General features: G+C 29.8%; 12 protein-coding genes. All 12 read right to left on the minus strand.

Annotated elements, in window-relative coordinates:
* Positions 1–226 precede the first annotated feature (226 nt).
* Positions 227–853, minus strand: coding sequence for a potassium-transporting ATPase subunit KdpC (kdpC, locus tag ACK2WO_RS08635; RefSeq protein WP_414697482.1), 627 nt, complete (start codon positions 851–853; stop codon positions 227–229).
* A gap of 24 nt (positions 854–877) precedes the next feature.
* The gene (kdpB, locus tag ACK2WO_RS08640) at positions 878–2941 is read right to left on the minus strand and encodes a potassium-transporting ATPase subunit KdpB (RefSeq protein WP_414697483.1); all 2064 of its coding nucleotides are present in this window, start codon (positions 2939–2941) and stop codon (positions 878–880) included.
* A 48-nt stretch (positions 2942–2989) separates the two neighbouring features.
* Positions 2990–4663, minus strand: coding sequence for a potassium-transporting ATPase subunit KdpA (gene kdpA, locus ACK2WO_RS08645; RefSeq protein WP_178412106.1), 1674 nt, complete (start codon positions 4661–4663; stop codon positions 2990–2992).
* A gap of 86 nt (positions 4664–4749) precedes the next feature.
* Positions 4750–4827, minus strand: a complete 78-nt coding sequence (gene kdpF, locus ACK2WO_RS08650; RefSeq protein ID WP_071585597.1) for a K(+)-transporting ATPase subunit F — start codon at positions 4825–4827, stop codon at positions 4750–4752.
* Between the two features lie 444 nt (positions 4828–5271).
* Complete coding sequence (locus ACK2WO_RS08655; RefSeq protein ID WP_414697484.1) at positions 5272–5985, minus strand: response regulator; 714 nt, start codon at positions 5983–5985, stop codon at positions 5272–5274.
* Positions 5986–5998: 13 nt separating this feature from the next.
* Positions 5999–8755, minus strand: a complete 2757-nt coding sequence (locus ACK2WO_RS08660) for an ATP-binding protein (RefSeq protein WP_414697485.1) — start codon at positions 8753–8755, stop codon at positions 5999–6001.
* 38 nt (positions 8756–8793) lie between these two features.
* Entirely contained in the window at positions 8794–10662 is a 1869-nt protein-coding gene (locus tag ACK2WO_RS08665) for an HAD-IC family P-type ATPase (protein WP_414697486.1), read from the minus strand.
* Between the two features lie 88 nt (positions 10663–10750).
* Positions 10751–11506: a YdcF family protein gene (locus ACK2WO_RS08670; protein ID WP_414697487.1), complete on the minus strand. Its 756-nt coding sequence runs from the start codon at positions 11504–11506 to the stop codon at positions 10751–10753.
* A 67-nt stretch (positions 11507–11573) separates the two neighbouring features.
* Positions 11574–12365 (minus strand): GNAT family N-acetyltransferase, encoded by a 792-nt coding sequence (locus tag ACK2WO_RS08675; RefSeq protein ID WP_414697488.1) that lies wholly within the window; start codon positions 12363–12365, stop codon positions 11574–11576.
* 73 nt (positions 12366–12438) lie between these two features.
* A complete protein-coding gene (locus ACK2WO_RS08680; protein ID WP_414697489.1) occupies positions 12439–12711 on the minus strand; it encodes a chorismate mutase in 273 nt (90 codons plus the stop codon).
* 113 nt (positions 12712–12824) lie between these two features.
* The gene (gene aroC, locus ACK2WO_RS08685; RefSeq protein WP_414697490.1) at positions 12825–13931 is read right to left on the minus strand and encodes a chorismate synthase; all 1107 of its coding nucleotides are present in this window, start codon (positions 13929–13931) and stop codon (positions 12825–12827) included.
* 88 nt (positions 13932–14019) lie between these two features.
* Complete coding sequence (gene aroA, locus ACK2WO_RS08690) at positions 14020–15360, minus strand: 3-phosphoshikimate 1-carboxyvinyltransferase (protein WP_414697491.1); 1341 nt, start codon at positions 15358–15360, stop codon at positions 14020–14022.
* Positions 15361–15428 lie beyond the last annotated feature (68 nt).

Consider the following 15428-nt stretch of genomic DNA (forward strand, 5'->3'; position numbering starts at 1 on the left):
CAAATGTTATTTTCAATTAATATATAAAATATATTTTTTGCAATGACTTTCTTAATTATTAGAAAATTTAGCCATTCTGTCATTTTTCATACTTATTATATTTTATTAAGTATAAATTAATTTAATTTTATTTTTTTATATATAAGCAAAAAAATACTCCATTTTATATATTATTGTGTTATTTATAAAATGGAGCATTTCAATCATTATATATTATTGTTTTTTTCTATTTATTTTTATTCATACTTTTATAAACATCTATATTTAATTCTAATACATTAACTCTTTCTTCACCAAATATTCCTAAAAATTTAGAGTCTGTATTTTCTTTTATCATTTTATTTAATTTTTCTTCTGATATTCCACTTGCTTTTGATATAGCCGGAACCTGAATTTCTGCTGATTTTACACTTATATTAGGATCTAATCCTGAACCAGATGCTGTCATTAAATCTGCTGGTATATCTTCTCTATTTACTTCTGGATTATTTTTTAAGAATTCATCAACACTAGCTTCTACTCTTTTTTTAAGTTCAGGATTTGATGGAGCATAGTTAAAACTTCCTGAAGATGGTCCTTCGTATGTTCCATCTTCTTTATCTTTTTCTGTATAAGTATTGTAATTAATAGAAGACACTCTTCCTTTAAAGAAATATGGTTCTGTAAATTGCTGCCCTATGTTTTTTGATCCTACTTTTTCACCATCTACTTCTATAAAACTTCCTTCTGCTTTATCTTTGAATAACACTTGTCCAGTGGCTGTTAAAGCCATTGGATAAGCTATCCCACAAACTAGTATTAAAACTAAACTTAATGAAATTGCATTTTTTAATATATTTTTTAACCCTTTCATTTTTTTCCTCCATAAATTTCTTTTTTAAAGACCTATCATCATTAAAAGTGGTGCTATTAATAAGTCTATTAATTTTATACCTATGAATGGGACGATTACTCCACCACCACCGAATACGATTACATTTCTAAGAAGTAATTTCTGTGCAGACATAGGTCTATATTTAACACCTTTCATTGCTAAAGGTATTAAGCAAGGAATTATTATCGCATTAAATATTAGTGCTGATAAAACTGCACTAAATGGAGTTGCTAAATTCATTATATCTAACATTTCCATCTGAGGTATTGCAACTGTAAATATAGCTGGTATTATTGCAAAATATTTTGCAACGTCATTAGCTATACTGAATGTTGTTAATGCACCTCTTGTTATTAAAAGCTGTTTACCTATTTCAACAACTTCTAGTATTTTTGTTGGGTCTGAATCTAAGTCTACCATATTTGCTGCTTCTTTTGCTGATGTTGTACCACTATTCATTGCAAGTCCAACATCTGCCTGCGCAAGTGCTGGAGCATCATTTGTACCATCACCAGTCATTGCAACAATTTTACCTTCAGACTGTTCTTTTTTAATTGCTTCTATTTTATCTTCTGGTTTACATTCAGCGATAAATCCATCTACACCTGCTTCTTTTGCTATTGTAGCGGCTGTAAGAGGGTTATCACCTGTACACATTATAGTTTTTATACCAATTTCTCTTAATCTTTCAAATCTTTCTACTAACCCTGGTTTAACAGTATCTTTTAAATATATTAAACCGTATATTTTATTATCTGCTACAACTACTAGAGGAGTACCTCCAAGTTTTGCTATTTCATTTACTTTTTCATCAAGATCTGATGGTATTTCTCCACCTAAATTTCTAACATATTCTTTTATACTATCGAAAGCCCCTTTTCTTATTTTTACACCATTTGTTAAGTCAAGACCACTCATTCTTGTCTGAGCTGAGAATTCTATAAATTCAGCACCTTCTGCAAGTTCTTCTAATTTTTCTACATTGCAATTCATGTCTTTTGCAAGAGTTACTGTTGATTTTCCTTCAGGAGTATCATCTTTTAGTGAACTTAACGTTGCAAAGTTTATTAATTCTTCTTTTTCTATATTAACCACTGGGATAAAATCAGCTGCTAATCTATTTCCGTAAGTTATTGTACCTGTTTTATCAAGTATCATTGTATCAACGTCACCACAAGATTCAACTGCTTTACCAGACATTGCTATTACATTAAATCTTGTAACTCTGTCCATACCTGCTATCCCTATAGCAGAAAGTAGTCCACCTATTGTAGTAGGTATTAAACAAACTAAAAGAGCAATCATTGTTGATACTGGTATCTGAACACCTGTGTAATTAGCCATTGGGTATAAAGTTATTAAAACTATCATAAATATTAAAGTTAAACTAACTAATACTGTATTTAATGCTATTTCATTTGGAGTTTTCTGTCTTGAAGCACCTTCAACTAAAGAAATCATTTTATCTAAGAATGATTCCCCTGGATTTGTAGTTATTTTTATTTTTAACCAGTCACTTACAACCGTTGTACCACCAGTTACTGATGCAAAATCTCCACCTGATTCTCTAACAACTGGAGCAGATTCACCTGTTATTGCTGATTCATCAACTGAAGCTAAACCTTCTATAACTTCTCCATCATTTGGTATAACTTCTCCTGTATTAACTAAAACCACATCACCTTTTTTTAATTCGCTTGAACTTATCATTTTTTCATTTCCATTTTTATCAATAAGTCTAGCCATTGTATCTTTTCTTGTTTTCTTTAATGTATCTGCCTGAGCTTTACCTCTACCTTCTGCTACTGATTCGGCAAAGTTTGCAAATAATATAGTTATAAATAATATAATTGTAACCGCCGCATTATATATTCTTATGTTTCCTGAACCATCATTTCCAAATAAGTTTGGCATTAATGTAAGTAAAAATGCTACTACAGTACCTACTTCAACGACAAACATAACTGGATTTTTCATCATATATTTTGGATTCAACTTCTTAAAAGCTTCTACTATAGAGCTTTTAAGAATATCATTAGTTAAAAATTTATTTCCATTGTTTTTCATTTTTATCTATATCTCCTTTATACTCTCCTTACATATTCGTCTATTTTATTACGCCCAAATAGTTAGGTGCTCTGCAATTGGTCCTAATACAAGAGCTGGCAAGAATGTTAATGCTCCTATTATTAAAACTATTGCAACAAGAAGTATTGTGAAAGTAAAGTTATCTGTTTTTAATGTTCCTACACTAGTATTTACTGGTTTTTTATTTGCTAGTGATCCAACAACAGCTAACTGTATAACTATTGCTAAATATCTTCCATAGAACATTGCTACTCCAGTTGTCATATTCCAGAATAAAGTATTATCTGCTAAACCTTCAAAGCCTGAACCATTGTTAGCTGATGCTGATGAGAATTCATAAAGAATCTGAGATAATCCATGGAATCCTCCATTTGTTATACCTTCAAGTCCAGCCGGAATAGCAACTGCTAATGCAGAAAATGCTAATATTAATAATGGATGAACTATTATTGATAATGCAACTAACTTAACTTCTCTACCTTCTAGTTTTTTTGATAAAAATTCTGGTGTTCTACCAACCATTAATCCACAAAGGAATACTGTAAGTATTGAATACATTAACATATTCATAAGCCCTACACCTTTTCCTCCGAATACTACATTTAACATCATATTTAGCATTGGAACAAGTCCTCCAAGTGGAGTAAGTGTATCATGCATATTGTTTACTGTACCTGTAGTAAATGATGTTGTTACTGTTGTAAATAAAGCCGATTGATCTATACCAAATCTAAGCTCTTTACCTTCCATATTACCCATAGCTTGGCTTAATCCTGCTGCTGCTAATTCTGGGTTACCTGCTTTTTCAGAAGTCCAGCATATTAAAAGACCTACTAAGAATATTATTCCCATAGCTCCAAATACTGCCTTACTCTGTTTTTTATTTCCTATCATATATCCAAAAGCTATAACACAAGCTCCTGGAAGTATCATCATTGAAAGCATTTCTATCATATTTGATATAATTGTTGGATTTTCAAATGGATGAGAAGAGTTAGCTCCAAAGAATCCACCACCGTTTGTACCAACATGTTTTATAGATTCAAGAGCTGCAACCGGGCCTCTTGCTATATCTTGTAAATTACCTTCAATTGTTCTTACTGTTTCTGTTCCGCCAAGTGTTTGAGGCACACCTTGAGATATAAGTAAAACACCTACTATAAATGCAAGTGGAACTAAAACTCTTGTTGTTATTCTAACCATATCAACGTAGAAGTTACCTAAAGTTTTTTTCTTTCCTACAAGACCTCTTATAAATGCCATACAAGCTGCATAACCAGTTGCTGCTGATGTAAACATCATATAAATTATTACTAACATCTGAGATAAATAAGATAAACCAGATTCCCCTGAATAATGCTGTAAGTTTGTATTAGTCATGAAACTTATTATTGTATTAAATGAAAGACTTGCTTCCATTCCTCCAATTTCACTAGGATTAAAAAATCCTATTCCTTGTATTCTAAGAATTAAATATCCTGCAAATATCATAACTGCATTTGTTATGATAAGAGCTAAAACATACTGTTTCCAGTTCATTTCTTCCTTATCTATTTTAAATATTTTATAGATAGTATTATCTACTTTGTTAAATATTCTATCGCCAAATGCTTTTTCACAATTGGCAACCTGATATAAGTATTTACCCATAGGAATTACTAATATCATAAACACTATTAAAAATAATATATTCTGTAACATTTTTTCCTCCTGTTTTAATATCTTAATCACTATATTTTATTTTCTATCTAAGTTAGAATCTAATAATTAATCTATAATGCCCTCTGTTAAAATTTCTCTGGGTTTATTAAAGCATAAAGTAAATATGCTAATAAAGCTACTATTACAACTACTAAAAGTATCATTTTTCTCCCTCCATCTAAAAATACTAATTGTTACTTTTCATAAATTTTATTATTTCTGTATTTGTTTTTCACACCAATCAGCAAATAGTTTAACAGATATAATTCCAACTAAAAGCCGTATAATCATTATTACATCCATCATTTCAATTACCTCCTACTTTTTTAGAAGATTTTTTAATATCTTCTTTTTCTTTATCATGTATATAATTTTATGCTTTTATATATAAAAACGGGATTAAAGATAGTGTCTTTAGGATTAAGATTGTATCAAGATTTATATTTTATCTTTATACTTTCTTAACACAAGAAAAAAATTAACAAAAGAAAATATTTTCCTATAAAATTCAATAAAAAAAAGAGATTAATATAGATACAATAATTATTTTTAAATAATAAATTCAAAAATAAAATATCGTAAATACATCAATCTCTTTCTTATTCTAATTATATTTCATCGTTTAATCTATATCCCACACCAACTTCTGTCATTATATATTGGGGATTTGCAGGTTGTTTTTCTATTTTTCTTCTAATTGTCGCCATAAATACTCTTAATGACTTGGTTTCTCCACCTATTACTCCACCCCATATTTTTTTTATAATATAATTATGTGTTAATACCTTTCCATGATTTCTTGCTAAAAGGGATAATATATCGTATTCTATTGGTGTTAAATGTATATTTTCTCCTGATACAGTCACCTTTCTCTTATCGTAATCTATGAACAAATCTCCCACAGAAAAAGTATCTTCCTTTTCTTTCTCGGGCATAGAAATATCTACAGATTTATTTTCTTTATGTCTAAGAGCAACTCTAACCCTTGCAAGAAGTTCAACTATTGAAAATGGCTTTGTTATGTAATCATCAGCTCCAGTATCAAATGCTTCCACTTTTTCTCGATCTTGTTCTCTAGCGGATACTACAATTATTGGAAGGTCCGAAATCTGCCTAACCGTTTTAATAACATCAATACCATCTATATCTTCAAGACCTAAATCAAGTAGCATAACATCTGGAGATTTTGCTATAGCATTTTGGACTGCTTCTTTTCCAGTTGAACTCTCTATTACTTCATAATCTTGAGTTGTTAAAGCTGTACATATAAATTTTCTAATTGTACTATCATCTTCTACAACAAGTATAAGTTTTTTACTCATTTTTTATCCTTCCTTACTCTTCATCTTCTTCTAGTGGAAGATTAAAAATAAATTCAGCACCACCTAATTCTTGACTATTTCTAACCTTTATTTCTCCACCATGTGCATTTACTATAGATTTGCATATAGAAAGACCTAAACCTACGCCTTTTCTAGAGTCTTTACTTTTTCTTTCTCCAGTATAGAATCTATCAAATATATGACTAGCTAAATCATCTGATATACCTGGACCATTATCTGAAAATTCAAACCAAGCATTGTCATCATCTCTATATACTCTTATATTAATCTTACAACTACTTGTTGCATATTTCAATGAATTATCAACTAAATTAACAAATACTTGTTCTATTAATTTTGCATCCATTGGAACAAATATCAATTCATCTGGTATATCAATTTCCACATCTGCATCGTTCAACCTTCTTTTTATATGAGACAAGGATTCTGATAATACCTCCTCTACAAGCTCTGGTTCTTTTCCAACCTTCAATTTTCCTTCATCTATCTTTGTCATACTTAGTAAATTTTCTACTAATTGTATTAACCATTGAGAATCTTCGTATATACCATTTAGTAATTCGTCTGTAATCTCTTCACTTATTTCATTTTTATTTTTTATAATTGTACTTACAGCACCGGATATCCCCGCAAGTGGAGTTCTTAAATCATGAGAAATAGCTCTTAAAAGGTTACTTCTAAGCCTTTCACTTTCCATTTCTAGTTTATCTTTTTCTCTTGATTCTGCTAATTCTTCCCTATCAAGTGCAATACTTACCTGTGCTAATACAGTTTCTATAAATATTTCATCATCTGTATCTATATTTTTAACTTCTGATGAAACACCTACAGCACCATGAATTTTTTTAATTCCTTTTATAGGAATATATAGTCCTACAGCACCACTAAGTGTATCTGTAAAATGACCTGCATTCATACCATTATTAACAACCCACTTTGCAACAGCAATTTCGTTTGGAGAAATCATTATATTATTTTCAAAGTCATGTTCTGTTACATCATTGATACTCTTATGTTCAAATTCTATTTCATTATTTTTTCCCTTATATTTAATATAGTATATTTTTTCTTCATTTTTCATAACTAGGGAAACATCTCTTTCAAGACTAACACTTAAAATTTCTAATGCCTTTTCTATTATATCTTCTTTTCTAGATACCTTCAAAAATGTCCTACTTATCCGATAAATCATCTGTGTATGTTCTTCTCTTTTACTTGCATTATTAGCCTGGAATTTTATATTAGACATTAAAGCACTTGTTATTATTCCTATTACGCAGAACACAGCTAAAGTTATAATATGGCTTGGATCTGCTATAGATAAGGTATATTTTGGAATAGTAAATAGATAATTTACTATTGTTATATTTAAAAATGCACTTAAAATACCTAGTGTATAACCATTTGTCCAAAGAGACACCATAGAAACACCTAGCATATAAACTAACAAAATATTATCTTTTGCAAATCCTATCGACTGTAAAACATAAGCCATAACAGTAATAAAAATACTTATAAGAATCAATTTTATAATATCTACTCTAGAAACAGAAAAAGCTCTCTTCAGTTTGGATTTATTATTATTTTTATTTACCTTATTCGAATGAATTTCGTTTCTAAACGGAATTATAAGAATATCTATATTATCTATATTATCTAATAATTTATCAGCAATATCCTTTTTAAATTTCCTTTTAAATTTGCCTTTATCAGAGTGATCTCTACCAATTATTATTTTAGTTACATTTCTTACCTTAGAATATCTAATAATTTGCTCTTCTGGGTTTTCGCCATGTAATATTACTACTTCTGCACCCAATTTTTTTGCAAGATCCATATTTTCGCCAAGTCTTTTTTTAGACTCTTGACTAATTGAAGACATATCTGATGGCTTAACATATATTGCAATCCATTTTGCTAAAGAAGAATCTGCTATTCTATACGCCGTTCTTATTACTTTTGATGAAGATGTTGACGGACTTATACACGCTAATAATATATCTGATGTAGGTTTTACACCTGAATCAGCTTTTGACATTCTTGATATCTGAACTTCTTTATTGACACGATCTGCAGTTTTTCTAAGTGCAATTTCTCTAAGTGCAATTAAATTATCTTTTACAAAGAAATTTTCTTTAGCTCTTTCTGCTTGATTTTTTTCGTAAATTTTACCTTCTTTAAATCTCTCTAATAATTCTTCTGGCTCAATATCAATAAGTTCTATTTGAGTATAAGAATCACCTATTACTTTATCTGGTACTGTTTCCTTTATATTGATATTTGTTATTATTTCCATAATATCATTTAGACTTTCAAGATGTTGAACATTCAAAGTTGTGTATACATTTATTCCTGCCAATAAAAGTTCCTCTATATCCTTCCATCTTTTATTATGTCTAGAACCTTTTGCATTTGTATGTGCAAACTCATCTACTAATATAGTGTGTGGTCTTCTTTTTAATGCAGCATCTATATCAAATTCATTCAATTTTATTCCCTTATATTCGACTTGCTTTACTGGAATTCTTTCTAAGCCATCTAATAAAGCCATTGTATCTGGTCTTGTATGTGGTTCTATGTATCCAACTACCACATCTATCCCATTATCTTGCAATGAATGAGCCGCTTCTAACATCGCATAAGTTTTACCAACACCCGCAGCATATCCAAAGAATATTTTCAATTTTCCTCTTGAAGTTTCTTCTTCTTTAATTTTTTCGAGTATACTATCTGGATCTGGTCTTTCCATAGACTATACCTCCCTTTAATTGTAAAATTTATTCTCCTTTATTTTTTGTGAAACACAACTGTTATCATCATTAAAACACTTGTAAATAAATTAAATAAAAGTAGATACATAGCAGAAACATCTATTTTTAAGTATAAATTATTATTCATAATTATAGGTAATATTAATATTATTACAGCAACAGATTTTATAATCATTTTTATATAATCTATAACCTTTATTATTTTTTCGGATTTAATAACTTCCCTACTTATACCTATTATCATAGGTATTTTTGCAGGATCTGAGTCATTATCTATAATATCTCCAAAACTTTTTACATCTTCATTTGAATTTCCCATAACTATTGAAACATCTGCATTTGCTAGAGCATATATATCATTTTCTCCATCTCCCACAACAGCAGTTTTATCGCCAACACTTTGGCAATCTTCAACAAAATCCAATTTATTATCAGGAGTTGCCTCTGATATAAATTTATTAATTCCACATTCTGCTGCTATGGTTGCAGCTGTTAAAGGATTATCTCCTGTCGCTAACACTATATCGTATCCATTATTTTCCAATTTTTTAAAAGATTTTTTTAACCCTTCTTTTACAATATCTTTTAAATAAATCACCCCTAATACTTTATCATTCACAGCTATTGATAAAGGAGTTCCCCCTTTCATAGAAATTTTTTTACTTATTTCTTTACATTCAATAGGATAAGTTCCTCCATTATCTTCTACAAATTTTTTTATTGCTTTTTCAGAACCCTTTCTAATTTTAAACCCTTCTAAATCACATCCACTAATTCTACTACCTAATGCAAATGAAATAGGTTTAATATCCTTTTGACCAATATATTTTCCTCTTAAAGAATACAATTTTTTTACATATACTAATATACTTTTTCCTTCTGGAGTATCATCATATGCTGAACTCAATGCTGCAGCTTCTGCAACATCATCTTCAGATATGTTTCTAGCAGGATAAATTTTTATTGCCTCTCTATTACCAAATGTAAGAGTTCCTGTTTTATCTATTAAAATTGTTTTTACATCAGCTAATTTTTTTATTGAATTTATATTTTTTAAATCTATATTATAATATTTTAAAATTTCACCTTTAAATAGCTTTAAAAATTTTAAAATATTATATATATCATCTGGCAATATTGCTATGTATATACCTAAAAAATAAAATATTTTTTCAAACAAATCTATTTTATTGTAATGTGAATATACAAGTATAATAAGTATTGCTACGATTATTGATAATACAGTCCTTTTATTTTCTCTTGATCTTCTATCTAAATCATCTATAACTCTTTTATTTATTGTTCTTTTATTTTTAATTTCACCAGAATTTGATTTTGCTTTAACTACTAAAGAATCCGATATTAGTTTAGTTCCTTCTTTTACTGAATCTCTTTCGCCACCTTCTTCAACCAAAACAGCTGCACTTTCACCTGTTATACAGCTTTCATCTAAAAGAGCTACTCCATCAATCACTGTTGCATCACAAGGAACTATATCTCCTCTATTTAATATAAAAATATTTCCTTTTTTTATATCTTTTACATCTATTTTTTCAGCATATCCATTTTCTAAATCAACAATTTTTGTTACTGTTTTTGTTTTTTCTTTTGATTTTATCTCTCTTGTTATATCTTTTTCATACTTAGAGTTAAAGTATCTTATCAATATACTTAAAAATGCAACTAAAAATGAAAATAAAAATACATATATATCTATATTAGATGCATTTTTATCAAAAACTCTTGCTACTAATATAAAAAACATAACAGTTATAGATATAATTATAGAAACAGATTTTAAGCTTTTTCTTATATATCCAAATTTTAAATCTCCATTTACATCTTTATTTGCTTTATATTCATATATACCTGATAATATTTTCATAGACAACACCCTTTCATATTTCTTATATCTTAAATATAACAGTTAAAATATAAAGCTAGGATAAAAATGTATTCTTTAAGCATTAAGATTATATAAAGATTGTATAAATACCAACTAACATCATTTTTATTATGGCAAAAAATTCTCTTACATAAAATACTGGTATCAAATACCACTTAGTTCTTTCTGTATAAAAACTTATATTTTTATAACCATCCATTTTTGCATACTTCTCACTTCTAAATGCGTGAAAATCTGTAGTAACTACCTTAACATCTACATCAGCTACATTTTCCTTACTGTCCTTTTCTATTTTATATCTTGAAAACTCAAAATTCTGCATAGTGTTTACAGATTTATCTTCCTTTATAATCATCTCTGGTTTAATTCCTCTTTCAACAAGATATCTTTTCATAGCCTCGGCTTCAGAGATATTTTCTCCGTCACCCTTCCCACCAGATACAATTATTTTACAATCATCGTCGTTGCTTTTTACATATTCAAGTGCTCTATCAAGCCTTCCTTTAAGTGTAAGTCCTGGCTCATTCCCCATCACTCTAGCTCCCAAAACGATGATATAATCACAGTTTTCCGTATTTTTCTTAGGAAATGCGATAATCATTCCCTCAACAGCGACGAATATTATAATCGCCACAGCTGCACAAATTTTTACAATCATATATAACCACCTATGTTTTTTAATCTTATCTCTAGTGAAGTGGTACACCAAGCAAATTGTTCCAAGTACAAAGAAAAATCCGCTAAATGCAACCCCATTCATAGCGAAAAACAGTATTCCAAAGTATAAGTAGAACACAATCGCTAAAACCAAGCTAATACTCATAAATATCAACTCCCACAAGTTTAATTTCAGCAAATTCACATCATTTTATCGTATGATTAAATTTCAACTATTTTCTATACAACTCAAATGCTGTATACTCACCTTTTTCTCTATATCCAAGTTTTTTGGCAAGCTCTATAGATCCTTTGTTGTGGGCATCCCAGCTAGGATATATCCCTCTTTCCAAGCACTTCAATATTATGCTTGCCCCACAAATAAGAGCATATCCATTTCTTCTATGTTGCTCATTTGTGTCTATCTCGATTTCAATTCCACCTTCAAAAGTACAGTATGAAGATGCTCCAGACACGATTTCATTATTACTTCTATCCAAAAGAACAACTCCTATACCCTTTTTAGAATAGTCTTCGTAATCCTTATAAATTCCAACCAAGTCTTTGCTCCACTCGTTTTCTAAACATCTATTGTAGATTTCTTCATCTATATCCAAAATTTCAAATCCTTCTTTTGCAGAACTTTTTATCTCGTTCAATTTACCCACGTCAAACTGGCTCATATCTTCAAATGTAGAATATCTCTTAATCTCTTTTAACGCCGGCACACCTTCTAAATCTACATCAAATGTATTTCTAACAAGTTCTGCCCATTTATCATTTTGAGGTATAATTATATCCATCTCACCTTTTTTATAATCATATTTTAAAAGATTTTCATTAGGCTCACCTGCAAATATCCTAAAATCTCCAAGTACGGCAACAGCAGATTTTGGATTATCTAAGTCAAGAGAATACACTTCTCCCATAATTTCCTGTAGGCAAGCCAATAAAAAATTATTCTCCAAATTTCCAAACAAGCTTTTTACTTTTTCTAAGTTCCTAACTTTTACTATATTATTCATAAAACTCCCTTTCAGTGAATTAGCTTTTCAATTATTCTAAATTATAATCTATACAATTCAAATTAGAAGACTCCTACAATCCAAGCTCTTTTTTCTGAGATTCTCTACTCAATCTCATCAAAAGCTCAAACACTTCTCTTATATCATTCTCATATTTTTTATCATTTAAATTATCCACAGCCTTTTGAAGCACAACTTCTTCTCTGCTGCTCTGTAATACTTCCATTCCATTTTCCTTCTTATAATTTGCAACCTTTAAAACAGTTTCCATTCTCTTTTCAAAAAGCTGCACAAGCTCTCTATCTATCTCATCTATTTCAACTCTATATTCATCAAGCTTTGTCATACTACTCTCCTTTTCAAATATCAACTCTTTAAAATTTTACATCACCTAAATAATACCCAAATATTAACATAAATTTATATCACGTAAATCATGCTCAAAATACTAATACAAGTCTATATCCCATAAATCATATCCAAAATAGCTATTGCAGTAGCTGATTCAATTACACTAACAGCTCTCTGCACTATGCAAGGATCGTGTCTGCCATTTACCTCAATCTCTGTATTCTTTACGCCATTATCCTTACAATCTCTCAAATTGGCCACGTTTACCGTTCTCTGCTTACTAGCTATAGAAGGAGTAGGTTTAATCGCAACGGTAAATACAATAGGCATTCCATTTGTAATTCCGCCTATTACCCCTCCGTTATTATTGGTATAAGATAAAATTTTTCCTTCATTATCTACATACATCTCATCATTTGCTTCTGAGCCATACATCCTAGAAATATCAAATCCTTCTCCAAACTCAATCCCTTTCACAGCAGGAATCGAAAACATCATACTAGAAATAACCGACTCAACAGAGTCAAAGATTGGACTTCCTATACCCGCATCTATTCCTACAACAGCACACTCAATCCTTCCACCTACAGAATCTAAATTTTCTCTAGCCTTTAAAATTTCATTTTTCATACTATCCTCAAGACTTTCATCTATTAAAGGAAAGTCAGAGTATGAAAGTCTTTTTATTAATTTCTCATCTATATTAGTATAGTCAAAACTACTATCCTCAATATTTTTTATCGCCTTAATATGAGATACAATCTTTATACCTTTTTTCTCTAAAATCTGTCTACAGATAGCCCCCGCAAACACAATTGGAGCTGTAAGTCTTCCAGAAAAGTGTCCTCCACCTCGGTAATCATTAAAACCTTTGTATCTTACAAAACCGGTGTAATCAGCATGCCCTGGTCTAAAATTATCTCTTATTTGTGTATAATCCGCCGATTTTCTATCCTTATTCTTGATATTTGCACAAAGTGGAGTCCCTGTAGTCTTTCCTTCAAAAAAACCACTTACAATATTTGCCTTGTCGTCCTCTTTTCTTGCAGTGGATAACCTATTTTTTCCGGGCTTTCTTCTATCCATTTGTCTTTCTACTTCATCTAAATCTATCTCAAATCCTGGTTCCAATCCGTCTATAACAACACCTATTTCTGCTCCATGAGATTCTCCAAATATTGATATTTTTAAATTTTTTCCCCACATACTACTCAAATAAAATCACCACCTATCAACTATTAATCTCTATTAATCAACTATTAATCTTCGTTAATCTCTATTAATATTTATTAATCAACTAATATTATTTTTCAATAACTTCTATACATCCACCTATTTTTTCAAAATCCTCAAAAAATCTTGGATAAGATTTAGAAATACATTCAGCATCTTTTATAATTATTTCTTCCTCGCAAACTGTAGACGCTATTGAAAGCATCATACATATTCTGTGATCCTTGTGGCTCCAAACATCACAGCCACCTTTTAACTTCTTATTTCCATTTCCATATATTATGAGAGAGTCCTCTTTTTCTTCTATATTTGCTCCTAATTTTGATAATTCCTCATTTATCGCACTAAGTCTATCACATTCTTTAATTCTAAGCCTTTTTGCATTGATAATCTCTGTCGTACCATTTGCAAATGCTGCACAAACAGAAAGAACAGGTATAATATCTGGGCAATCTGTTGCATCAATCACTGTGCTATTTAAAGAATTCACCTTCATTTTTATATCACTGCACTCGTTATAAATTCTCTCGCATCCCATTCTTTCAAGAATTTCTAAAGTAGCCTTGTCTCCTTGAATTGAATCTCTTCTTAGCCCTTTTATATTTACATCATTTCCAATTGCATCAGCACATAAGAAAAATGCCCCTTGAGAAAAATCTCCTTCAACAGTGTACTTATTATAGCCCTGTTTTTCTTTTCTACATTTATACTTTTGATTGCCTTTTATCCTAAATTTTCTATAATTATTATTTTCAATTTCTATTCCAAAATCCTTTAGACATTGCAATGTTATATCTATATAGCTCTTAGATTCTATCTTATCAGTAATTTTTAATAAAGAATCCTCTTCTAACATAGACAATGCAAACAACATCCCTGTTATAAACTGAGAGCTAATGTTTCCAGGAATATCATACTCTCCAGCATTTAGATTTCCGTCTATTTCTAAGTAATTTTCTCCTCTTTTGTATTTAATTCCATTCTTATCAAAAATATCGTAATAAACATCTAGTGGTCTTTTTCCTAAATTACCGCTCATCTCAAATCTACACTTATATCCTAAAGCTGCAGCTATCGGTATCATAAATCTAAGAGTAGATCCAGATTCATTGCAGTTTATGATGTGCATATTATTATTCATATTATGAATATTATTATTTATATCGTGAACATCATTATTCATGATTTGAATTCCTTCAATTTCTATACTCATATTTTCTATTTTTGATGTTGCTCCAAGCTCTTCTAAAGCCTCAAGAGTAGCTCTTATATCATCTGAAAGCTCTATATTTCTTACTATACTCTTTCCTTCCGAAAGAGCTGCACAAATAAGTGCTCTATGTGCAAAACTTTTTGATGGCGGAATTACAACATTTCCAGAAAGCTTTGATGGTTTTATTTTTATATCCATTAAAAATCCTCTCTTCTTTACATTTTTATATTATTTTTCTATTCTTATATTATTTCAAAATCTCCTAA

Source organism: Peptacetobacter sp. AB845 (genome assembly GCF_047528295.1).
Lineage (GTDB): Bacteria > Bacillota > Clostridia > Peptostreptococcales > Peptostreptococcaceae > Peptacetobacter.